Here is a 23127-nt window from a genome sequence, read left to right as displayed (position 1 = left end):
ACGTGTTGTGATCCATGTCGGCCAGCAGGCGCCATTTCCTCAAAATGGCGCGGCTGCCCGCCAACTCAAGGTATCTGCTATGAAATTACCGCTGCTGTTGACCCTGCTGCTGGCCAGCCTGAGCGCCCGAGCCGAGCTTATAGAAGCGCAGGGCAGCGCCGCCATTCTGGGGGGCGATGAGGTCTATGCCCGCGAGCAGGCGACCCGCGACGCCCTGCGTCAGGCGCTGCTGGCTAGCGGCGCGGCCGTTTCCAGCGTCCAGCGTCTGGAAAATGGCAGCCTGCGATCCGAGCAGATCCAGATCCGCTCCGGCGGCGACATTCGCCAGTACCGGCTCAAGCGGGAAGAGGTGCGCAACGGCCGCATGTATATCACGCTAGTGGCCGACATTCAGGCCGAGCGCCAGATCTGCCAGACCCAGCACTTCGCCAAGGATTTGACACTGGTCAGGCTGCGGATGCGTTATCCGGACCAAGCCAGCTACGGCGCCATGGACGACATGCCGGAAAACCTCTCGCGACGACTGTTCGAGACTCTCGCCAACGCGCGGCAAGGGGTCGCGGTGCGCCAGTGGCTGGATGAAAACCTGCGCATCGATCCGCTCCATCTGCAACAGGGGGATCGCAGCGCCCTCGAAGAGCTCAAGGCGCTCAGCCTGCGCACCGACAGCCAGTATCTGGTACTCGGCAGCATCGATGATCTCTCCATCGAGCCGCAGGGCAACCAGCTGACCAGCTGGTATGAGGATCCCGTACGCAACTTTCGCATGCAGCTCTACCTGTTCGACGGTATCAACGGCAGTCTGATCAACCGCAAAGTTTACGAAGGGCGTGCCACCTGGACCTTTGGCAAGCGGGAACAGGTGGGCAGCAGCAGCGGCCAGTTCTGGCAGTCAAGCTACGGCCAGGAGGTCGACTACCAGCTGCAGCAGGCGGCTCAGGATCTGGTGGCCCAGCTCACCTGTGCCCCGGTCACCGCAAGAGTGGTCGGCCAGAACGAACGCGGCCCCTACATCAATCTGGGACGGCGCAACGGTGTCAAGCTTGGCGATCAGTTCCGCATCCAGCACAACGCTGACTTCATCGACCCATACGGCAAGTCGCGCATGATGCGCAACCCAGCCGATGGCCTATTCGAGGTGGTGCAGGTATTCGACGATGGCGCCATCATCAGCAGCCAGAACAAATATTCGCCGTTTAACATCCAGAATGGGGATTTGGCAGTATTGGAATAAGAATCAAGGGTTTAAAAGGGAGTTGCTTCTTGTATAATGCCCGCCACACAGCTCCCGTAGCTCAGCAGGATAGAGCGGTCCCCTCCTAAGGGACAGGCCACTGGTTCGACTCCAGTCGGGAGCGCCATATAAAACAAGGGGTTGGCATCATCATGGTGCCAACCCCTTGATCGTTTTTGGCGACAATAAATCCGACCATCCAACCGTAATGACCCTCTCCTTTCTGCGTTCAGAGCATGCGCTCTCTGATAGACTGCTTCTCTTCGGCTTGTCTTTGAGGCCAAGCCCTGTTTCATCTTGCAAAGGAGTGTTGGATGTCCGGATGTTCCTGGTGGGATAGATCCACCGGTTTTGCCTTGCTGACAATTGTGCTGTGGGCCTCGCTGGCGGCGCTGACGTCACGGGTCACCAGCGTGTCACCACTGGTGCTGGTCGGGCTGGTGCTGTTTTTCTGCGGGGTCGGGGCCTTGCCGTTCTGGCGCCAGTGGCGTGCTCGCCCTATTACCTGGCTGGTGACGGTTACTGCATTGCTGCTCTACCATCTGCTGCTCTTTATGAGCTTTCGCCATGCCCCGGTGCTGGAGGCAAACCTCATCAACTACCTCTGGCCGCTCTGCATCATTCTGTTCACCCCGCTGTTGTTGCCCGGCCATCCACTCCATGCCCGTCATCTGCTGGCTGGCGCCTTTGGTCTGGCGGGTTCCATGCTGGTGATGGTCAACGGCGAGCTACAACTGCAGCAGCCATATCTGCCGGGATACCTGTTGGCACTCGGTGCAGCTGTCGTCTGGGGGGCCTATTCGGTGCTATCACGCCGTCTGCCACCGGCACCTGCCGTGGTCACTGCGGCAGCCTGCCTGCCCGCTGGTTTGCTGGCTCTGCTGCTCGCCCGTCTGCTGGAGGGGCCCCTGCCGCTCGCGCAGATCCCCACCAGTGACTGGTGGCTGATCATCGGGCTGGCGCTGGGCCCCATGGGGGCGGCCTTTGTGACCTGGTATCTGGCACTGCGAGACGGCGATCCACGCCGGATCGGTGCCCTTGCCTACCTGACACCTCTGCTGAGCACCTTGCTGCTGGTGTTGCTCAATGGAGAAACGCTGACCTCGCGCCATCTGCTGGCCGGTGCACTTATCATGGGCGGCGCCCTGCTCGGTATGCTTGGCCAACGCAACAGAGCACTGGCATCCCCAGCCAGTTAATCTGGCAAAAATAGGGCTACATGACCATGCTGTCATAAAAACGCCATCATCCCTGTTTAGGCTCGGGCCACGCTCCCCCATGGTCTGTGCTGACAGGAATTACCCCGTGAAAATCGCCCATTACGCCACCCTCTCCTCCCTTGTTTTGTTACTGGTTGCGGGAGGACAGGCGCTGGCCCTCTACCACGGCTGGCAACAGCTTGCCCATACCAATCAGGCACAGCATCAGCACGAGACGCTGCAACAACTGGTGACAGTGACCCTGCAAAACAGTCTGCGTGACTACCTCAACAGCGGCGATCCGCAACAACTGACAGCTGCGGAGAAGATCCGCAAGCAAGCGCTCTCCTCGCTGGCAGCTCAGGATGATACCGTGGCGGCCCCGCTCAGGCAGCAACTCGAGCAGATGGCGCAGCGCATCGCGCACGACTATCAGGCCGCAGGCAAGCTCTCGGGCAACAGCCAGCTGCTACTGCAAAATGCGGAGAGTGAGCTGGGCAGCCAAGCTATGGCGCTGATCCGCTATGGGGAGCAAGGCGCCAGCACGGAACAATCTGCCGCGGCACAGCAATATCGCAGCGGCGCAGCCGAGATCCTGGCGGGCCTGCCGCGCCTCGCCCATTTGCGCCAAAGCTATATGGAGCAGGGCAATGAAAAGCTGCTCGAAGGGATCCGCTTCGAGCTGGAGGCACTGCAAAAACAGGCGCAAGCACTGCAAGTCTTGCCGCTGCTCGGCCTGTATGAAGAGGCGCCCGCCGATGAGTTCACTCTGGGGGAGCCGGTACGCAAGGAGCTGGGAGATCAACCGCGCAGCGAATTACGCTCGCTGCTGGGCCGCTATCCGCAGGAGCTGGCCAACAGCCGCACGGCGCTTCAGCAACAACAGGCTGGCCGCCAGACCGTGCAGCAAGACATCATGGCGATGTTGCAAGCGACCAGACAGATGGGGGAACAACTTTCCCGCGAGCGGCAAACCGTCAATCAGGAGCTGGCCACCATCCTCGGCACGCTGGCGCTCTGTCTGGTGATAGTCGCCCTGCTGTTTGCGCTGGTGCAACGACGCTGGCTGCTCACCCCCTTGTTGCGACTGCGCGGAGCCTTTCTGCAACTCGATCAGACAGGGCAGGCCGAGCCGTTGCCTGCCGGGCGCGATCGCAACGAGCTGGCCGATATCGTTGCCAGCTACAATCGGCTGATCGGTCGCCTGCAATTGGACCAGCAACAGAAAGAGGGACAGCTGTCAGCGGTATCCCTCAGTCTGCAAGGGATGGTCAGCCAGGTTGACGAGATCCACCACAGCACCCGCACCACCGAACAGGTGGTCGACGAGAGCGGCCAGATGATGGATGAGCTGAACCAGCTGGCCGAAGAGGTCCATCAGGTCGCCGCCGACATCGCCCGGCATGCCCACCATAACGAACAGGCGATGAGCCAGAGCGAAGATCTGGTGGGGAGCATGCTACACGCCACTCATCAGACAGGACTGGCGATTGACGAAAGCGATGAGGCGCTGCAAGCCCTCACCCGCTCGGTTGCCGATGTGACAGCCATTGTCGATGTGATCGGTCATATCGCTCAGCAGACCAACTTGCTGGCCCTCAACGCCGCCATCGAAGCGGCCCGCGCAGGGGAACAGGGACGCGGCTTTGCGGTGGTCGCCGATGAAGTACGCCACCTCTCGGCCAATACCCAGCAATCCCTCAACCAGATCACCGATATTCTGGGACGTCTGACCCAATCCGGCGAACAACTTGGCACTGTACTGAACCGAATCACCAGCGAATCAAGCCGCCAGCGGGCACAGGCGGAACAACTGCGCCAGACTACCCAGGCGGTGAGGGAGATCGCCCGCAACACCGCAGTGATCGCCCTGCAAGGCGCCGACAATGCCAAAAGTCAGGAGCACAAGCTGGCCAGTTTTGCCGATCTGATCACCCGTATCCATCAGCATGCCCGTCAGGTGAGTCAGCTCTCGGTGCAGGTCTCGTCCCATATTCACCATCAGGCGCAACAGATCCCCCGCATCCTCGGCCAGCAAGGCTGAACCCTATTCGCCCCACATCTTTGCCAGATCACTTTCCCTCGACCAGAGGGAAAGTTTTTTTGTAGCACAAAATTATCTGTTATCGGCAGGTTAACTGACACCTCGTCCCCCGTACCGGATGAAAACCCGCACTGGCGCTGCCCGCAGCCTCAAGAAAACGCTCTCATCACCGTGATACCTGCCATGAGGCTGTTTACGACCTTGCCCATGATTATTTGCACTCGGTCATACTTTTGAAACGTTGAGGGAACTTTTCATTGATATTTCGCACCGCGAACGTACTCTTGGGGTTGTCCGATAGCCAAGAATCGGAACATAAAAAACAACATGTGATGATCAGGACTGCCAACTACAGATGTGCCAAGACATCCGGGTTTGCAGGTAGCCAAGACAAGATTTTTTGCCCTTCGGGGTTTTGATTGCAATGCCAATACCGAGCGGTAGGCCCGATGCCAACTGCCGGAAAAAAAAGCTAAGTCCATAAAATCAGGAGCAATTAAAATGGAAAAAGTGATCTTCAAGCGCGCCGCTTTGAGTGCCGCTGTGGTAGCCGCTCTGGTCGCCCCCGGTATGGCGTTGGCAGCTCAGGACATGATGAGCCCGGAATACGGCCAGTCCTATGAAACCTTCGTTAAAGACTCCAAACTGACCGGCGGTATCTTCTACTTCCAGCGTGACCGTGAGCGTATTGACGGTAATCCCAACATGGGTCAAATCGGTGAACCTGGCGATTCAAACTACAGCCCGTCGCGTCACAAAGGGCAGTACGAGAACAACCTTAATCATGCCACTGCGCAAATTGCCCTTAACTTTAACTCTGGTTACGCATGGGATGTAGTCGGTTTAGATGTTGGCGGCTTTGGTGCTTATGACTTGGCCGTATCAGAAAATCATGCAGTGAACCAAGAAAACGAATTCTCGTTTGCAGGTCGCAACTGGGGCAACAACGCTAAAGATGGCTCTCCGGAGAATGGCTTTAGCCTCTCCAACGCAGCGATGAAGCTGAAGTTCATGGATGGTGGCATCACTGCGAAGGGTGGTTATACCCAGCTGTATGTCCCAGGTCAGATCGGTGTTAACTGGTCCTATCAACCGGGTACCTATCGTGGTGGCCAAGTTGAAGGCAACTTCGGCGGTCTCTATCTGACCTATGCCATAGCAGATGAGTACAAGTCACCTTGGTACAAAGAGACCCAGGTCTTCTCGCGTGGCAAGGCATGGCACGCCCCGTTCTCCGATGCAAACGTTATTGATTATATCCACGGTATCGCAGCCCGTTACACCTTCGAGAACGGCACAGCTGTGACCGGCTCTTTCGGTCAGTCCGAAGGCTATATGGATAGCTACCACGTCAAACTGGCCCACAAGTTTGACGTGCTGGGTGGCCTCTCCACCAGCTACCAATTCTACGGTTCTGAGACGGATACCAAAACAACTCTTAGTGATGGCTCACAACTCGAAACCTATGACGGACTCGCATGGCAGCAGGCTTTGACCGCAGCTTGGAACTACGCCCAGTACGGTTTCCGTCTGGAAGGGCTGTGGACCAAGGCTGAAGGTGCGGAAGGCAACTACCTGCCCCGCCTGACCCGTGGCTACGGCAACTCCCAAGGCGCCAACGAAATTTGGTGGGACTCCCGCTCCGACTGGAACGCCAACAACGAGAAAGCCGTCTTCTTTGGTGTCACCCGTTCGCTGGATGATCTGGTTGGCGCCCCTGGCTGGTCCGTCGGTGTATCCGGTGCCTACGGTTGGGATATCGAGAAAGGCGATGGCACTAAAGCCACCAACGGTGAAGATACCGAGTGGGCAACCAACTTCGATGTCAGCTATACCGTGCAGGATGGCAAGCTGAAAGGCACCCTGTTCAAGCTGCACTACACCGACTATAACAACGATATCACCCAAAAAGGTGGTTGGACCGAGTATCCCAACATCTTCGCCTCCGAAAAAGACGTCAAGTTCCACATCATCATGCCGTTTACCATCATGTAATCAGGCAATACCATGTCAGCAAACCGGGCTACTTGGCCCGGTTTTCTTTTTCCTGATCAGCGGGTTAACATCCACCCTTGGGTTAGGATTCAACACACCTACAGACCTGCCATGACGAGGATGTCACCATGTCGCGATTTGTTCTGATCACCGGTTGTTCCAGCGGTATTGGCCTCGCCGCCGCACAGGCGCTGGGCCAGCACGACTTTACCGTGATCGCCTCGGCGCGCAAGGCGGAAGATGTGGAACGCTTGCAACAGCTGGGGTTGCTGGCGGTACAGCTGGATCTGGCGGACCCTGCGTCCATCGAACTGGGTGCCAGTGCGGCACTCCATCTGGCGGGTGGGTGCCTCTATGGCCTGTTCAACAACGGCGCTTATGGCCAACCCGGGGCGCTGGAAGATCTGCCCACCGAGGCGCTACGTGAGCAGTTTAATGTCAACCTGTTTGGCTGGCACCATCTGATCCGTCAGGTGCTGCCGCCGATGCTGGAGGCCAAAGAGGGGCGGATAGTGCAGAACAGCTCGGTGCTGGGGCTGGTTGCCATGAAGTATCGCGGCGCCTATAACGCCAGCAAATTTGCGCTGGAGGGTTACTCGGATACCCTGCGCCTCGAACTGGCGGGTAGCGGGGTACATATCAGCCTGATTGAACCGGGCCCCATCGATACCCGTTTTCGTGCCAATGCCCGCAGCGCCTTCCTGCACCACATCGATCCGGCCCAGAGCCGTCATCAGTCGGCCTACCGCCAGACTCTGACACGGCTGGAAAAAGAGGGGGCCACCAGCGGCTTTACCCTGCCGAGCGAAGCCTGCATCCCACCGCTGCTCCATGCGCTGACCCACGCCCATCCCAAGGCACGCTATCCGGTGACCACGCCGACCCGGCTGTTTGCCTTCTTGCGACGGGTATTGCCCACTCGCTGGCTCGATAAACTGCTGGCCAAATCAGCCTGATCCCGTGATTGGCGACAAGCATCCTGTCGCCCGGGTTGGGTCAGCTGTATAGCGACGTAATCCAATCCGCTAACCTGGTTTATCCCTCGTTTCAGTAGTGCTCGCCATTGCTGTAGTAGGCACTCTTGACCAGAGGGATCACCTGCACCACCACATAGGTCTGCTCCCCCAGCACCCGTTTCAAATGGCGCGTGATAAGGCGCGCGGCGGCGTCCTGCATCTCCTGCGGCCGCGCAAACCAGTGCAACTCGACAAACGGAAATCCCGCCTCTGGCTCGCCGTTACGGATCCAGCAGCTCTCCACCCGCTCCATGGTGACAAACTCCGGCTTGCCGCCGGTCAGCTCGCAAAGCTCGGCCAGCAGCGGGCCGCTCACCTGTTGCAGGGTCTCGAGCGCCACGGCGCGAAAACGAAGATGGGGCATGGCAAACCTCTTGGTTATCTGAAATGAGGACTTATCATAGGGGTTATTGTCAGCAAGAGAAGTCACCCGGCGCATATTAAGGATCCCCATGAGATTTCATCGCACCCTCTTTGCCTTCCTGCTCTGCCTGCTGCTACCGCTGCACGCCTTTGCCGATCCCGCCTTCTATCGGGTGAGCAAGGGCAACCAGCAACACTGGCTGCTGGGCTCCATCCATGCGGGCAAACCAGCCCTCTATCCTCTGCCCGAGCCGGTGGAGCGTGCCTGGCTGCAGAGTCGCGCACTGGTGATGGAGGTGGACATGAACAGCATCACGCCGGATCAGTGGCAACAGACCGGCTCCCTCACCCGACTGGTGGATGGCAAACCGCTCAAGGATCATCTGCCTGCCGAGCTCTATCAACGCACCCTGATGGCGGGGGCCCGCTATGGCATCGACGAGGCGACCCTCGCCACCCTGCGCCCCTGGTTTGCCGCCATTACCCTGACCCAGGCCGCCATGGCCCGCTCCGACTTCAAAAGTGAACTCGGGATAGACCAGCACTTTGCCACCCGGGCCGCCAAAGAGAGCAAACCGGTGGTGGGCTTTGAGACCCTGCTGGAGCAACTCGGTTATCTGGCCAGCGTGGGTGACAACCAGACCCTGATGCTCGCCAGCACCCTGGATGAGCTGCCGATGCTGGAGACAGGTTTCGCCGCCGTAATGAAAGCGTGGCAGCAGGGGGATGAGTCGACGCTGATCAATCTGCTCAAGGAGGAGATGGCCCCGCCCGCGCTACAAAGCTGGATGGAGCAGACCCTGCTGGCCGAGCGCAATCACAACTGGCTGAAAAAATGGTCCACCCTGCCCAACGAGAGCTTTATCGTGGTAGGCGCCCTGCACCTTTACGGCGAACAGGGGTTGCTGGCGTTGCTGGAGCAGCAGGGGTGGCGCATTACCCCGCTCACCACACCGGGCCCTGTGCAGGCTCGGTCGCAAGGAGTCCAGTGAGAACGATCACAGATCGCGCTGGTTATTAAACAACCTGCAAGGGAGTTGATCGGGATCATCCCGGATGGGGCAAAGAGGTATTTATCATGCCTGTCATCAACCGGGTGACAGGAGCAATAAAATGGACTTTTGGCTGGACCTGATGTTTGGCAACAGCGTGGGATTGATGTCGATGCTGGTGATTATCGGCACCTTCTTGCTCATCAGCTCTTACGCGGCCTACTTCATCTACAAGGTGATGCACTCGCAACCGCCTCATTCACAGCAACCCCATTCTCAACAACCCAAAGAGGGCAAATAATCCTCTGACCACAGGCGGCAGTTCACACTGACCGCCTGTGCTGTTTTATGGTTCGCGACTGTGATTCCCGGGCCAGGATGCACCAGTGTCCATGCTGGGAGCCCCTTATCCCCTCCCCCTTTCCCCGTTTTCTGTGCCGGTTGCGGCCGTTATAATGGCCCCCACTTTTTCTTATGGGGAGCCTGCCGTGTCTCATAACGACGAACTCTCGCTATTTATGAATGAAGTGGCCGACGTGCGGCCCATTCGCAGCGACAACATCCATCCCCATGCGGCCAAATCCGCCCCGACCGAGGCACAACTCGCTCGCCGCCAGGCTGCCACCGCCGAGCAACTCGCCCTCGACCACCTCACCATGGAGGCCATCGAGATGCGCGATCCGCACGAAATCGTCGGCTTCAAGCGTGATGGGGTGCAGGAGGGGGTCTACAAGAAGCTGCGGCTCGGCAAATACGAGCTGCAGGCCAGCCTGGACTTGCACCAGAAAACCCTCAACGAAGCGCGCCAGACGCTGGTGCAGTTCATTGCGGATTGTGAAGTCCGGGATATCCGCTGCCTGCTTATCCTGCACGGCAAGGGGGAGCGCAGCACCCCGCGTGCCCTGCTGAAAAGCTATGTGAGCGCCTGGTTGCCGCAACTGCCCGCCGTCATGGCGATCCACAGCGCAGAGCGTCGCCACGGCGGCAGCGGTGCTCTATACGTGCTGCTGCGTAAAAGCGAACGCAAAAAAGCGGAAAACCGCGAACGGCACCAGAAGCGGCTCGGCTAATCCGCGTCTCGCCACCACACCTTTGGCCCGCCTGCATGATGGTGGTCAACGATGCGGCGGCGGTGTTAGCATCGAACGGCCCCGAGCATGCCAGGTACGGGGCGGCATACCATCAGGGACGATAACAAGGACAATCCCATGTCATATCAAAAGCTTGAACAACATCAGCAACAGATCCACCGCTTTAGCCACCTCGCCGCCATCTGCGGCTGGGATCAGGCGGCCATGATGCCGGAAGGGGGCAATGATGCCCGCGCCGAAGCGATGGCCGAACTCGGTCTGCTGATCCACCAAAAGCGCACCGCTCCCGAGCTGGGTGACTGGATTGCCAGGGCCGAGAGTGAGCCGCTCGATGAAGTGCAACGGGCCAACCTCGGCGAGATCAAGCGCCAGTGGCAAGATGCCAGCCTGCTGCCCGGTGAGCTGGTCGAAGCGCTGTCGCTCGCTGGCAGCAAGTGCGAACACGCCTGGCGCAGCCAGCGCAAGAACAACGACTGGGCCGGTTTTGCTCCCAATCTCGAGGAGGTGGTGAAACTCTCCCGTGAAGTAGCGCAGCTGCGGGCCGATGCGCTTGGCGTGCGCCCCTACGACGCCATGCTGGCCCTCTATGAGCCGGGCATGACCAGCGCACGGCTCGATCAGATCTTCGGCGATCTCGCCAGCTGGCTGCCGGCTCTTATCCAGACCGTGAGTGAACAACAAAAGGGCGATGCCCTGCTGCTGCCGCAAGGCCCCTTCCCCATCCCGACCCAGCAAGCGCTCGGTCAGGAGGTGATGGGACTGCTCGGCTTTGATTTCGCCCACGGCCGGCTCGATGTGAGCAGTCACCCCTTCTGTGGCGGCGTGCCGACCGACGTGCGGATCACTACCCGCTATAACGAGCAGGAGTTTGTCTCCAGCCTGATGGGCATAGTGCACGAGACCGGTCACGCCCGTTACGAGCAGGGGCTGCCGCGCCATCTGCTGGGTCAGCCGGTGGCCGAAGCGCGCTCCATGGCGATCCACGAGAGTCAGAGCCTGTTTTGCGAGATGCAGCTGGGCCATCATCCGGCCTTCCTCGCGCTGCTGGCACCACACATTCGTCACCACTTCGGCGAACAGGCGGCGTTTGCGCCGGACAATCTGGCCAAGCTCTACAGCCGGGTCGAGCCGGGCTTTATCCGGGTCGATGCGGACGAGGTGACCTATCCGGCCCACGTAATCCTGCGCTACGAGCTGGAGCGCGATCTGGTGGAAGGGAAGATCGAGGTGGCCGACATCCCCGAGCTGTGGGATGCCAAGATGCAGCAGTGGCTGGGGCTCTCCACCAAGGGCAACTACCGCAATGGCTGCATGCAGGATATTCACTGGACCGACGGCTCGTTCGGCTATTTCCCGAGTTACACCCTGGGTGCCATGTATGCCGCCCAGCTGCGTTTTGCCCTCGAGAAAGAGCTGGGCAGCATGGGTGAGGTGATCGCGGCGGGCCGCCTGCCGGAGATCTTCGGCTGGCTCGGGCGCAACATCTGGTCACAGGGGAGTCTGCACAGCACCGACGAGCTGGTGCGCCGCGCCACCGGTGAAGCGCTCAACCCGCACTGGCTGCGCCAGCATCTGGAACAGCGTTATCTGAAGTGATGCGTGCTACACGGGTAAAACAAGACGGGGCCATGACAGGCCCCGTTTTTATGGCGGTGCATGGCATAGCACGCCGCCACCACCACCATGCTGTAAAAAGAGAAAATTCAGAGAGGATCAGGGGAACCCAGCAACTCGCGCAGTTGCAGGATATTGCCCTCAGGGTCGAAGGCGTTGCGCACCACAAAGCCGGGCCCCGTCCACTGCTGTGGCAGCAGGCCGCCGCCGAGATCCGCCGCCTTCGCTTCCGCCCAGGCGAGGCTGGAGACGGTGAAGAACAGCTTGATGGCCCCCTCTTCCCGCAGTGCTGGCGGCCGCTTGATAACGACTTGCCCGGCATAGGGCGCAGGAATGGCGTGGATCAGCAGCTGGATATCGCTGTTTTCCAGCACCACCAACTGCTCATCCTGACTGCAAACCACCATCTGCAGCAATGTACGGTAAAAGTGGGTCAGCAGGCCCGGATCCTTGGCATAGATCAGGGCACCGGCGCGAGCGGGGCCTGGCATGGAGCACTCCTCAACAGTGAACGGCTGGGTGGACAGGTCTCCACCTTCTCACAGTTGCGCGCCCCGTTCGATCCTTTTTAGCGGCTCGCCAGCCTCACTGCACAAAGTGCCACTGCCGCAGTGCCAGCGTCGGAGGCGGCCCCTGATCTTCGCCCATATCCGCCATGCCCAGCGCCTCGTCATAGTGCACCCCGCCCGCACCGCTCTCGGTCAGGTGCTTGGCACGCACCGCCCCGTACAGACCGCCACTTCCGCTGATCTTCATCTCGGTCAGCGGGGCATAGAGAGCAGCATAGAGCGGCGTATTGCCCGACAGCTTGACCCCATCCTTGCCGCTATACGCGGAATAGATGGAGATAGCGGGCGTACCGCCAGCGGTCAGCCCCTGTTTGGCTGCCGTCACCTCGGCACCGGCCCCAAGATCGACCTTGCCGCTGACGATCAGGGTCAGGCTGCTCCCCTCGCTCACCGTCAACTTGTTGCTGCCTGTCATGGTGAAATCCTTGTCGATCAGCAGCACCACATCCCCCTTGATGGTGAGTGTGGCATCGGCCCCCATATTGAGACTGTCGAGCTGATAAATGGTCTGATCCTTGCCAAACAGCTCCCCCTTGCCGGGTAGCGGCAGCCCGGGCTTGTGCTGGTTGCTGCTGGTGACCGAGCCAGTGGCAGGATCCGTGGTCAGCACCATCTGCTGGGTGGCGCCCAGCGTCAGCGGGCCATTGATGGGCAGTGTGGCAGGAGGGAACGATTTGGACAGCGCGACCACATTGAGCGGGTCACACACCTGCCCGGCCACGGGTGGCAACTTGGGGTGGGTGCGGTACTCGGGATCCAGATATTTCTGGTTCTCCTGATCTTTAAAAAAACCAGCGCCACCATAATTGAGCTTGCCGCTGTCGATGCTGGTGCCCCAATCCATGGAGACATTACCGTTGACCGCCACCTGACCACCGATGCGTCCCCCTTTCAGAGTCAAACTGCCGCTCCCTTTCACATTGCCGGAGACCCGGACAATCTTGTCCGAAGAGGGGGAGATAATGACGTCACTCCCGGCATTCACGTTGCCTGAGATGGGAGAAGATCCGTTGAGGGTCACGGTACCTGTTGCCCGCACATCGCCCCAAATTGGCGAATTGCCGTCGAGCACCACATTGGCCTTGTCGCTGACAGTCGCCACCTTGGCATTCTGGTTAATGTTGGTGCCGCCATATTTGCCCTTGCGCGAGTCGTAGCTGTCGATAAAACCACTACCGGAGAGGCTTAGCCCTTCGCATGCCACCACCGAATCCTGAAAGATCAGATTGCCAGGCTTGCGCTTAAGGGCAAACAGGGCGTTGAGGCTGGCATTGCCCTCCAGATAGCTGCCATGGCTCTGCAACGCCAGCTTGCTGCCGGTGGCGGCATCCAACTGCTCGATGCTGAAGCGGCTGCCCGCCATGGCTCCTTCGCCCTTGCTTGGCACCTTCTGCACCAGTTGAGCCCACTCTATCCGTGGTTCAGCGCCAAGGGCCTGATGCAGGGCTCGATAACTCTCGTTCATCCCCTGCTCGGCACTGAGCTGCGCATTGATCTTCTTGTGAAAATTGCCGCTCAGGCGAGTCTGCAACTGGTTCTCCTGAATGCTGGTAAACACCAGCAGACTCGACAGCAGGCTCACCACCAGCACAACCAGCAGTACGGCTCCTCGCTGCCCCTGCAATCCCTTGTTCATCCCGATCCCCCTGCTGTGGCGTTGGCACCGGACGTGGCCAACGCTGCTGCCCAGACCGCCTTGCGGCGGGCCACCTGCACATCTACTCCCGGTGCCAGATAGCTCGGCAGCCCTTCGGGCAAGATGCGGATATTGACCAGTGCACCCTGCTGGCCGAATTCAAGATCCTGAAGATGGGCCAGCAACAGGCGCGGGCCATCTCCGTCATCGCAACTGAGCACCGGCGGCGTGAAGCGGTACTGCTCGGTAAAATCGGCGGTTTTCTGGTTGCCAAGGCAGGAGAGCACCGGACTGCCCCCCTCGACCTTGAAGGCCAGCGTCAGGCGATCAGGGGTCACGGCTATCAGCTGATCCGCCTGCTTGATGCTGTTGGTAAAGGTGAGAGTGGCAAAGCGCAACACTTCGTTCGCCTGCTCCAGCGCCTTGCTTTGCTCGACCGTGCTCTTGATCGGGGCGTAACCGGCAAAAATCGCCAGCATCAACATCAGACCGAGCACCATGGAGATCATCAGCTCGACAAGACTGACACCTCGTTGCCGGGAGGGGACGCTCAGCATAAAGGCGGAAATCCTGCGTTCAGCTCCACCCGCTTGGCGCCGGAGACCCGCTCATCCTGCCACTCGATAGCGACCACAAAGTTGTCGCTATAACGGTTCGGTAGCACCAGCCGGTGGCCCTCGTGCAGGGTGAAGCGGGCAAGAAAATCGGCCTGGGTGAACCGCTCGGGCTTGCGCTGCACTTCACACAGCGAACTCCAGATCTGCTCCACGCTGTTGCTCGCCTCGATCGTAGCCAGCGTGCTCTGCAAGCTGTAATGCGCCTGCTGCAACGAGACCACCTGCCCCTTGGCGAGACCGAGAAACACCATCACCGCCAACACCATGGAGACCATGATCTCCACCAGATTGAAGCCCTGCTGGCGGGCAAGTGCGGCGTGTCTCATGAGCAGCTCCCTTGCAGCAGCTGGCCGCTCGGGGCCACGCAGAGCACCCGCTGCTCACCGAGGCGATTGGCCAGAATGATCTCGGCATGGCTGCTGCTGCCGGTTGGCGCGATCTGGATGGGGTCAAACGGCTTGATCACCACTCCACCAGCAGGTGCTGCCGCCTGACGAAGCAACTTGCTGTCAGCCATCACCACCCAGCCACCGTTCTCGGTGCCCTGCAGCACCACCGGCAGGGTCAGCTTGACCGCTTCACTGCGGGCAAAACGGTAGGCAGACGCGAGTTCGGTCGCGCTGCGATCGAGCCGTTCGGCCGCGAGGCGCTGACTCATGGAGGGCAACCCGACCAATAGCAAGATGGCGGCTATACCGACCGTGATCATCAACTCAATCAGAGTAAATCCGCGCACGTTCATCTTATGATCCCCAGCAGTCATGGCGATTGGCCGCGCGATAACCGGTCTGATCGAGGGTCAGAGTGCCGCATTCATCCTGTTGTCGCGTCGTTGGAATGGCTTTGAGCAGGTAGTCGCCAGCATCTTGCTGGCTGTAGCTGAACTGGTAGAAATCCGTGTTGGAAGGGGTAGCAAACGTATCGGGATAACGGCCCTGTCGGGTATAGATACGTTCGAGGGCGAGCGCCTGCTCCAGCAATTGCTGCTGCGCTTCGTAACGGCGTCCCTGTTGCAGATAACCCTGATACGCTGGCAACGCGATGGCCGCGAGAATGCTGACAACCGTCATGGCGATCAACAACTCGATCAGACTAAAGCCCCGGCAATGGGGCCATGCCTTACAGTCGTTCACTTATCATCCTTGGCAAGTGTTGTTATTGGTCGGCCTAAGGCCGCAGATGTGACGACTTAATAATCATCAAAAATTAACTGACTCGATTGAACAACACAAAATCGCCACACTCAATGTAAAAAAGATAGTTATGTGATCTGTTATTAATTTTTAAGCAGTTTTCGCCGCCACTAATCTCGCTAAGCAAATAAAGCTAGGCCAATCGTGCCTACGACCCGTCCGTTATGCCCCCTTCTGTCGAGCCGCGATACATGAATAACAGCGTGACGAAGAGTGAAACCCGGCCGTGCAATGAAAGAGCAAAATAACCTTTGGCCAATTTTTGCTATCTCTGTCCGTTTCTGGCTAGTCATGGCCCCCGAGCCCCCTTACTCTCTTGCCATCTATTCCAGCAAAGCCGCCAACACCATGAATGCAAAGCCAAGCCCTGAGTCGTCACCGGATGAGGTGATCAACACCCTCAGCCGCGAACAGTGTCACGCCGCACGGCTCGCCCGCGACGCTCGTTTTGATGGCCGCTTCTTTACCGGCGTGCTCTCGACCGGCATCTACTGCCGGCCAGTCTGCCCGGCACGGCCACCGCACGAGCACAATGTGCGCTACTTCCAAAGCGCCGCGGCCGCCGAGCAGTATGGGTTGCGACCCTGCCTGCGCTGCCGCCCTGAGCTGGCCCCCGCCGCCCGTGGCGATCTGCCGGTTGAACTGGCACGTCTGCTGGCGCGCATCGATCGCGGCGAGCTGGCTGACGGCACGCTCGCTGAATTGGCCGAAGAGGCCGGGATCAGCGAACGCACCCTGCGCCGCCAGTTCGAGCAGCACCTCGGCGCCTCGCCAAAACAGGTGGAGCAGACGCGCCGCCTGCTGCTCGCGAAACGGCTGCTGACTGAAACTGGGCTGCCCATTACCGACATCGCGTTTGCCGCTGGCTTTGCCAGCATCCGCCGCTTCAATGACGCCTGGCTCAACGCCTACGGGCTGGCCCCACGCACCCTGCGCCAGCAGGAGCAGCACGCTGACGCGCCAGAGCACATGAGCGCGCAGCTGCGCGGCGCAACCCTGACGCTGCAACTGCCCTACCGCCCTCCGTATGACGTGGCGGCCATGCTGGCGTTCTACCGGCTGCGGGCGATCCCCGGGCTGGAGCAGGTGGATGGTGAGGTGTATGAGCGGCGCTACCGGGTCGGCGATCAGGTCGCGCTGGTGCGCATCGCGCAGGGCAAGGGGCATAGCCTGCAGCTTACCGTCCATGATCTGCCGCTCGCGGCGCTGCCCGATCTGCTCTATCGGGTGCGCCGGATGTGGGATCTCGATGCCGATATGCAGCGGATCGGTGATCTGCTCGGTCAGGATCCGCTGCTCGCCCGCTTGCTGGGGCGCTGGCCCGGCGTTCGGCTGCCGGGTGGCTGGGACGAATACGAGGTGATGCTGCGCGCCATCGTCGGCCAGCAGGTCTCGGTCAAGGGAGCCATCACCATACTCGGGCGACTGGTGGCGCGCACCGAGGCGCAATACGGGGTGGCGCAACTACCGACCCCCGCCCAGTTGTGCGAACTCGATCTCGACGGCATCGGCATGCCCGGCAGCCGTATTCGTACCCTGCGGGGAGTGGCGAAGGCACTGGCCAGTGGCGAGCTGACCCTCACGACAGCCAGTGATGAGCAGTTGCTGGCACTACCGGGCATAGGCCCCTGGACGGTCTCTTACTGGCGGCTGCGCTGCGGAATGGATACCGATGCCTTCCCCGCTTCCGATCTGGTGCTGCAAAAGGCACTCGGCGACGGCACCAAGCTGCCGGTGAAGGAGGTGTTGGCGCAAAGCGCAGCATGGCAACCGTGGCGCAGCTATGCAGCCAGCTGGCTGTGGCACGCCATGAGTGAAGCGCCCGATTTGCTACTCCGTGCCACTGGCAACGAAAACCAGCAGGATAGCCAACAACAGGAGATAACCCCATGATCCGCTACGATATCCTGCCGACCCGCTGCGGCAATCTGCTGGTTGCCATCAACGAGTATGGCTTGGTGCACGTGGACTTTGTGGCGGGCCTGCGGGCACTGCCCGATATGAGTGGCTGGCAGCAAGATCACGAAGCGCTGGCTCCCTTCCTCGCCGAATTTGACGCCTATTTTGCCGGTCGCTTGCAGCGCTTCTCCCTGCCCCTTGCCGCCCGTGGCACCGCCTTTCAGCAGGCGGTATGGCAAGCGTTGTGCGACATCCCCTACGGCGAGACCCGCAGCTACAGCGATATTGCCCGCGCCATCGGCAAACCCGATGCGGTGCGGGCGGTGGGTGCGGCGAATGGCCGCAATCCGCTCTCGATCATCGTCCCCTGCCATCGGGTGATCGGCCAAAACGGCAGCCTGACCGGCTATGCGGGGGGATTGGAGATTAAAAAAGCGCTGCTGGCGCTGGAGAGGGGCAATTAAAGGAGTCTGAGTAGAGCACCTGCGATAAAAAATTGCCCCTTTCCGGCTGGAGAAAGGGGCTCATTGATCAGCGTTTCAGGCTGCCCATCACATGCATTTCGCAGCGGTTACAGTCAAAACGCAGGCGGAAGGTGTCTTTACCCATTTTGAGTTCCAGCGGCTCGGCCTTGAGACCTGGCACCTCGTTCGGGCAGAGGTTCTGGCTATAGCGGATGCAATGCTTGGTGATCATCAGCACCACTTCCCGCTCCTCCTTGTTCGCCTCATAGGCGGGAGCAATCCGATCCACCCCGTGTTCGCGGAAGAACTGCTCGGCCGCGCTGTTCAGCACATTGCCAAGGTAGGAGAGACGGTGCTGGGGATAGTTGATATCCCGCAGGGCAATGCGTCGCTCGGGGCGCTGGTAGCTGGCCACGCGTGCGGCCTCCAGTGCAGCGATGCCATCCCGGCGCAAACCGTTGAGCTGTGATGCGGCGATAAATAGCGGGTGAGTGAATGCCAACTCAATCTTGCGCGCCACAAACAGGGTATTGCCGAGTTTGCCAAGCTGATCCCGCGCCTGTTGCAGCGCCCGCTCCGGGTTGTCGGCAGGCTGCTTGTCGCAAGGCAGGGTCACCGCAACGCTGATGCCCTGCTCGTCGGTGAGCGTGAGGATCACACCCTCATCGCACTCAGCCAGCACCATATCGACCCGGATGCGGCGATCCGCGCTCGCCTTCTCCAGCATCTTGCTGAACGCCTGATCGTGGTTGCGGTAGATTTCTGTCCCCACCTTTAGCCCCGGCATTCGTTCTGACAGGAGTAACTGCTTACCTTCGACCTTGTTGAGGCGCATCCCCACCAGCTCATTGTTCGGCTTGAAGAAGCCCAAACCGTCGCCGTTGTTGAGGGTGACCTGTTTGCCATCAATCTCGATACCGTCACGGGTCACCTTGGTGACACGCCCCAGCGGTTCGCCCACATATTTCGGGCTTTTGGTGGAGTCGATCCCCTGCTGGCGGCCATGGAGGAAATAGTCGGTGCTGCCGCGGTTGAAGCTCTTCTTGGGGTCAGGCGTGAAGCTGTAGCTGCAACGGCCGGCCGAAGCGGCCACCAGATCGGAGCGACTATCCAGAATGGCGTCCAGCTTCTGCCGATACCAGGCTGTGACGTTTTTGACGTAGTCGAGCCCCTTGAGACGCCCTTCAATTTTGAAGGAACGGATCCCCGCCTCGATCAAGGCCTCCAGGTTGTCGGTCTGATCCATATCCTTGAGTGACAGCAGGTGGCTGTCGGCCACCAGCACTTCGCCATCCGGCTTTTGCAGCGAGCAGGGCAGACGGCAGAGCTGGGCACACTCGCCACGGTTGGCGCTGCGGCCTGTGCGGGCATGGCTGATATTGCACTGGCCGCTGTAGGAGACACAGAGCGCACCGTGGATAAAGAACTCCAGCTGCACATTGGTCACCGCACTGATCTCGCGGATCTGCGCAAGAGACAGTTCGCGCGCCAGCACCACCTGAGAGAAACCCACATCCTGCAGAAACTTCACCTTCTCCGGCGTGCGGTTGTCGGTCTGGGTACTGGCATGGAGCGCGATGGGAGGCAAATCCAGCGCCAGCAGTCCCATATCCTGCACGATGAGCGCATCGGCACCGGCTTCGTAGATCTGGTGGGTCAGGCGCCGGGCCTGCTCCAGCTCGTGATCGTGCAGCAGGGTGTTGAAGGCGACAAAGACCTGGGCGCCGAAACGGTGGGCGTGACGTGCCAGCGCTTCGATATCCTCGATGGAGTTGCCCGCCGCACTGCGGGCGCCAAAGGCAGGGCCGCCCATGTAGACGGCATCGGCACCATGGTTGATGGCTTCGATGCCGTAGGCGAGGTTCTTGGCCGGAGCCAGCAGCTCCAACCGGTTGTTGTGGCTTAACGGGTGCTTGTTCTGGTGCATGGTCTCGGGATCAGGGCGGACAGCAAATGGGCGCTACTCTAGCCCATTCACCGCCTGCGTGCCTTGATCCCGCTTAAGGTATCTGCGAAATACAGGATTAGATAACCACCTTGAGCGCCAACCCGAGCAGCACCAAGCCACTCACCTTATCGATCACAAAGGATTTGGCTTTAAGCCACGCCAGCACCGGCCCACGAGAGAGCACCAGCGCCACCAGCACGTACCAGACGGCATCAATACCGCCCGCGGTGAGCATCATGATACCCCCCTCGCTCCAGCCGGTATCGGCCCGCACAAACTGGCTGAACAGAGCGATGAAGAAAACCGCGAGCTGGGGATTGAGGAAGGCCACCATAAAACCTTCAAAGGCTCCTTGCCGACCACGCAACTGATGCACCTCTTCATTCCCTTCGTCACTGGCTGGTTTTGCCAGCAGGGCTTTCACCCCAAGCCAGGCAAGAAACGCAGCACCACCGTAGTGGATCAGATCAAACAGGATAGGGGTCTGGGTGATCAGGATCGAGAGGCCAAGCGCGGTGACCAGCGCATAGATACCAACCCCGAGGCCGTGGCCGAGCGCGGTGGCAACGCCGTGCCCCTGCCCGCCCTGCACCGTGTTACGGATGATCAGCGCCAGACTCGGCCCCGGGCTGATGGCGCCCATCACGCAGATTGCGGCCAGTGCCAGCCAACTCGTCAGTTCCATGCATTTCCTCTTTATATGCTCGATATGATGACCTGCATTCAGGGTACGGGCTGAGCCATTATGCCAGTAGTGAAAGTTATGAATAGATTCCATAACCAATGGCTATGGCACCACACAACTGACTGGGGCTAACCGCCGAGACCGAGCAGCTTGCGACTCTCGCCGACGGTACGTTGCAGGTGATCCCGCAGGAATGGGTAGGCCAGCTCGCGAAACCAGCGGTGGGCCGGATCCTGATGGTGGCGCTGATGCCACAGCAGATGATACTGCTGATCACGGGTAGCAAAGGGCAGATCGACAAAGGTGAGCTCATGGCCGCAGGAGAGCTGCCAGGCGATATGAGCCGGGGTGGTCATCAGGCAATCGGTGCGCAGCAACACCTCCACCGCCGCCTGAAAGAAGGGGACTCGGGCAAACCAGCGCCGACTCAGTCCCTGCGGCGCCAATACCTGCTCCACCGGGCTGTCCTTGTCGCCGCCGCCGCTCACCTGCAGGTGAGGCCAGGCGAGATAGTCATCGAGACTCAATGCCTTGCCCGCCAGCGGATGGTGACGTCCCATCAGCACCGCCAGCCGATCTTCCCCCTGATGCAGACCGCGGATCTGCTCCGGCACCTGCTCGGTGATGGTAGAGACCAGATCCAGCTCGGACTGCCACAACTGCGGCAGCTGACGTTTGTCCCACAGGCTGTACTCCAGCGCCGCCAACGGCGCCTCTTTGGCGAGCGCGGCACAGATATCGGGCAGGATATGCTGAGCCACATAATCGGAGGAGGCGAGCCGAAATACCCGCTCGCAGCGGCTCGGGTCAAATCCGGGCGCCTCGTAGAGCCGCTCCAGCGCACCGAGAGAATCCGCCAGCTGGGCGGCCAACAGTTCGGCCCTTGGCGTCATCAGCCAGCGTTGCCCCTCCCGCACGAGCAACTCGTCGTCAAACTCGCTGCGCAACTGGGCAAGTTGCTTGCTGATGGAGGGCTGACTCAGGTGCAGCAGCTCGGCGGCGCGGCTGATATTGCGGGTATCCAGCAGCACCTTGAGGGTCGGCAACAAGTTGAGATTGGCTCTGAGCAAGGAGATACCCTCATCGGTGGGGAAACGCCTATCTTAGGGCAGAGGAGTCCCGCGTTTTAAGCAAAATTTCCTGCCATGTTCAGCACGTTGCAGCCCTTTGCGACCAGATGGCACAGCGGATCCCCCCGCACATAACCATGACCACAAGATGACAGTGGTTGTCTCGTACGGCATAATTGCACGATTTTCCGCCCGCGGGCGATCCACTTTGAGAAGCGGTAACAAGATGAAATACGCCAATATCACCGGCTGGGGCAAATGCCTGCCTCCCTCTGTGCTGACCAACGACGACCTCAGCACCATCATGGATACGTCAGACGAGTGGATCTATCCGCGCACCGGCATCAAGGCCCGCCGGATCTCCCATGTCAGCACCTCGGATCTCGCCACCCTGGCCGGTCGCCGCGCGCTGGCCTGCGCCGGTCTGGAAGCGAGCGATCTCGATGGCATAATCCTGGCCACCGCAACCCCGGACAACCTGCTGCCAAGTGCCGCCTCTGCGGTGCAGAAGAAGCTCGGTGCCGTCAATGCCGCCGTGTTCGACCTCAACGCGGCCTGCACCGGTTTCGTCTACTCCCTCTCCGTCGCCACCTCGCTGGTGCAGAGCGGCATGATGAAGAAGGTGCTGGTGATCGGTGCCGAGCGCCTTACCTACCTGCTGGACTGGGCACGCCGCGATACCGCCGTGCTGTTTGGCGACGGGGCAGGTGCCGTGGTGATCGAGGCAAGCGAACAGGAGTGTGGCCTGATCGCCAACAAGCTGGGCTGTGACAGCGAAGCGCGGGAGATCCTGCACGTACCGAACTTCGGTACCGATCGGGTGCGTTTTGCCGATATCGATGGGCTGTTCACCTTCAACTTCGAAGGGCCGGAGATCTTCAAACGCGCCGTGCGCGGCATGGGGGAAGCCACCAGCACTGTGCTGGCGCAGGCCGGTATTGCGCCGGAGCAGGTCGACCTGATCGTTCCCCATCAGGCCAATATCCGCATCATCGAAACCCTCGCCAAGCGGATGAATGCGCCGATGGAGAAGGTGATGGTCAACATCGAAAACTACGGCAACACCTCCGCAGCCACTGTGCCCATCGCCCTGTGCGAAGCGCTGGAGCAGGGCCGCGTCAAACCGAACTCCTATCTGCTGACCGCCGCTTTCGGTGCCGGCCTGACCTGGGGGGCCGCCATCATCAAGTGGGGCGATCGCGTCACCCCCATCAAGGCGTGCGATGCCGAGCTGCCCCCGTGTGACAAGAGCGCGCTGGAACTGATTGCCCACGCCGTGGAAGGTTGCCAGAAGGCTCACGCCAACGAGGCTTGACCCTCATCAGGAGCCTGAATCCTCAGGCTCCTTATCTCCTTTTCATCCCCACCAGGCTCTTCCCCCCACTTCGCAAGCCACTTGATACGGCAATCGCTGATACAAACAACTCCGATTTGCAGCCAATTAATTTTTTTCCGCTAACCTTATTGTGCCAACTATAAATAAAGAAAAGAGCGTCAA

General features: G+C 60.1%; 22 protein-coding genes and 1 tRNA gene. 13 read left to right on the top strand and 10 right to left on the bottom strand.

Annotated features, from left to right (window positions below):
* The first annotated feature begins 79 nt into the window (after window positions 1–79).
* The 6 genes from ACTG2S_RS06480 (at window position 80) to ACTG2S_RS06455 (ending at window position 7428) form a co-directional block, all read left to right on the top strand.
* On the top strand, window positions 80–1234 hold the full coding sequence (locus ACTG2S_RS06480; protein ID WP_439982179.1) for a flagellar assembly protein T N-terminal domain-containing protein: 1155 nt from the start codon (window positions 80–82) through the stop codon (window positions 1232–1234).
* 50 nt (window positions 1235–1284) lie between these two features.
* Window positions 1285–1361, top strand: a tRNA-Arg gene (locus tag ACTG2S_RS06475).
* Window positions 1362–1548: 187 nt separating this feature from the next.
* The gene (locus ACTG2S_RS06470; RefSeq protein ID WP_274160207.1) at window positions 1549–2433 is read left to right on the top strand and encodes a DMT family transporter; all 885 of its coding nucleotides are present in this window, start codon (window positions 1549–1551) and stop codon (window positions 2431–2433) included.
* Window positions 2434–2539: 106 nt separating this feature from the next.
* The gene (locus tag ACTG2S_RS06465; RefSeq protein WP_274160206.1) at window positions 2540–4477 is read left to right on the top strand and encodes a methyl-accepting chemotaxis protein; all 1938 of its coding nucleotides are present in this window, start codon (window positions 2540–2542) and stop codon (window positions 4475–4477) included.
* Window positions 4478–4978: 501 nt separating this feature from the next.
* Window positions 4979–6472: an OprD family outer membrane porin gene (locus ACTG2S_RS06460; protein WP_182962977.1), complete on the top strand. Its 1494-nt coding sequence runs from the start codon at window positions 4979–4981 to the stop codon at window positions 6470–6472.
* A 128-nt stretch (window positions 6473–6600) separates the two neighbouring features.
* A complete protein-coding gene (locus tag ACTG2S_RS06455; protein ID WP_274160205.1) occupies window positions 6601–7428 on the top strand; it encodes an SDR family oxidoreductase in 828 nt (275 codons plus the stop codon).
* Between the two features lie 91 nt (window positions 7429–7519).
* On the opposite strand, the gene ACTG2S_RS06450 is transcribed toward ACTG2S_RS06455, so the two are convergent.
* Window positions 7520–7852: a DUF1904 family protein gene (locus tag ACTG2S_RS06450; protein WP_274160204.1), complete on the bottom strand. Its 333-nt coding sequence runs from the start codon at window positions 7850–7852 to the stop codon at window positions 7520–7522.
* 88 nt (window positions 7853–7940) lie between these two features.
* Between ACTG2S_RS06450 and ACTG2S_RS06445 the strand changes: the two genes are divergently transcribed.
* The 4 genes from ACTG2S_RS06445 to ACTG2S_RS06430 all read left to right on the top strand — a co-directional run bounded on the left by ACTG2S_RS06445 (window position 7941) and on the right by ACTG2S_RS06430 (window position 11530).
* Window positions 7941–8843, top strand: a complete 903-nt coding sequence (locus ACTG2S_RS06445) for a TraB/GumN family protein (protein WP_274160203.1) — start codon at window positions 7941–7943, stop codon at window positions 8841–8843.
* 121 nt (window positions 8844–8964) lie between these two features.
* Window positions 8965–9144, top strand: coding sequence for a DUF3149 domain-containing protein (locus tag ACTG2S_RS06440; RefSeq protein WP_005338733.1), 180 nt, complete (start codon window positions 8965–8967; stop codon window positions 9142–9144).
* A 187-nt stretch (window positions 9145–9331) separates the two neighbouring features.
* Entirely contained in the window at window positions 9332–9913 is a 582-nt protein-coding gene (gene smrA, locus ACTG2S_RS06435; RefSeq protein WP_005338734.1) for a DNA endonuclease SmrA, read from the top strand.
* Between the two features lie 138 nt (window positions 9914–10051).
* Entirely contained in the window at window positions 10052–11530 is a 1479-nt protein-coding gene (locus ACTG2S_RS06430; protein ID WP_201945745.1) for a carboxypeptidase M32, read from the top strand.
* Window positions 11531–11637: 107 nt separating this feature from the next.
* On the opposite strand, the gene ACTG2S_RS06425 is transcribed toward ACTG2S_RS06430, so the two are convergent.
* The 6 genes from ACTG2S_RS06425 to ACTG2S_RS06400 form a co-directional block, all read right to left on the bottom strand.
* Window positions 11638–12039, bottom strand: a complete 402-nt coding sequence (locus ACTG2S_RS06425; RefSeq protein WP_181269725.1) for a VOC family protein — start codon at window positions 12037–12039, stop codon at window positions 11638–11640.
* A 94-nt stretch (window positions 12040–12133) separates the two neighbouring features.
* On the bottom strand, window positions 12134–13753 hold the full coding sequence (locus ACTG2S_RS06420; RefSeq protein WP_274160202.1) for a DUF7305 domain-containing protein: 1620 nt from the start codon (window positions 13751–13753) through the stop codon (window positions 12134–12136).
* Window positions 13750–14310 (bottom strand): PilW family protein, encoded by a 561-nt coding sequence (locus ACTG2S_RS06415; RefSeq protein ID WP_274160201.1) that lies wholly within the window; start codon window positions 14308–14310, stop codon window positions 13750–13752. Before ACTG2S_RS06415 ends, ACTG2S_RS06420 begins: the two co-directional genes overlap by 4 nt.
* Entirely contained in the window at window positions 14304–14696 is a 393-nt protein-coding gene (locus ACTG2S_RS06410; RefSeq protein WP_120414906.1) for a type IV pilus modification PilV family protein, read from the bottom strand. Before ACTG2S_RS06410 ends, ACTG2S_RS06415 begins: the two co-directional genes overlap by 7 nt.
* A complete protein-coding gene (locus tag ACTG2S_RS06405) occupies window positions 14693–15112 on the bottom strand; it encodes a GspH/FimT family pseudopilin (RefSeq protein WP_158111416.1) in 420 nt (139 codons plus the stop codon). The genes ACTG2S_RS06410 and ACTG2S_RS06405 overlap by 4 nt, the downstream gene beginning before the upstream one ends.
* A 1-nt stretch (window position 15113) precedes the next feature.
* Entirely contained in the window at window positions 15114–15503 is a 390-nt protein-coding gene (locus tag ACTG2S_RS06400; protein WP_274160200.1) for a type IV pilin protein, read from the bottom strand.
* A gap of 408 nt (window positions 15504–15911) precedes the next feature.
* Between ACTG2S_RS06400 and ACTG2S_RS06395 the strand changes: the two genes are divergently transcribed.
* Together ACTG2S_RS06395 and ACTG2S_RS06390 are read left to right on the top strand one after the other, a co-directional pair.
* Complete coding sequence (locus ACTG2S_RS06395) at window positions 15912–17456, top strand: AlkA N-terminal domain-containing protein (RefSeq protein WP_274160243.1); 1545 nt, start codon at window positions 15912–15914, stop codon at window positions 17454–17456.
* Window positions 17453–17926: a methylated-DNA--[protein]-cysteine S-methyltransferase gene (locus ACTG2S_RS06390; protein ID WP_274160199.1), complete on the top strand. Its 474-nt coding sequence runs from the start codon at window positions 17453–17455 to the stop codon at window positions 17924–17926. Before ACTG2S_RS06395 ends, ACTG2S_RS06390 begins: the two co-directional genes overlap by 4 nt.
* A gap of 67 nt (window positions 17927–17993) precedes the next feature.
* Here the strand turns inward: ACTG2S_RS06390 and ACTG2S_RS06385 are convergent, their stop codons facing one another.
* From ACTG2S_RS06385 to ACTG2S_RS06375, 3 genes are all read right to left on the bottom strand, one after another.
* Window positions 17994–19853 carry a peptidase U32 family protein gene (locus tag ACTG2S_RS06385; protein ID WP_159143111.1) on the bottom strand — a complete coding sequence of 620 codons (1860 nt, stop codon included), beginning with the start codon at window positions 19851–19853 and terminating at the stop codon, window positions 17994–17996.
* 97 nt (window positions 19854–19950) lie between these two features.
* On the bottom strand, window positions 19951–20559 hold the full coding sequence (locus ACTG2S_RS06380; protein ID WP_047439317.1) for a LysE family translocator: 609 nt from the start codon (window positions 20557–20559) through the stop codon (window positions 19951–19953).
* 128 nt (window positions 20560–20687) lie between these two features.
* Window positions 20688–21629, bottom strand: coding sequence for a LysR family transcriptional regulator (locus ACTG2S_RS06375; RefSeq protein WP_047439315.1), 942 nt, complete (start codon window positions 21627–21629; stop codon window positions 20688–20690).
* A 226-nt stretch (window positions 21630–21855) separates the two neighbouring features.
* Here ACTG2S_RS06375 and ACTG2S_RS06370 point away from each other — a divergent pair, with 226 nt between their 5' ends.
* A complete protein-coding gene (locus tag ACTG2S_RS06370) occupies window positions 21856–22944 on the top strand; it encodes a ketoacyl-ACP synthase III (RefSeq protein ID WP_047439312.1) in 1089 nt (362 codons plus the stop codon).
* The last annotated feature ends 183 nt before the right edge of the window (window positions 22945–23127 follow it).

Origin of the sequence: Aeromonas sp. 82P, from assembly GCF_051919365.1 — a bacterium.
Taxonomy (GTDB): Bacteria; Pseudomonadota; Gammaproteobacteria; order Enterobacterales; family Aeromonadaceae; genus Aeromonas; species Aeromonas veronii.
Note: the sequence above shows the minus strand (reverse complement) of the source record. Positions and strands in the feature narration are given on the sequence as shown.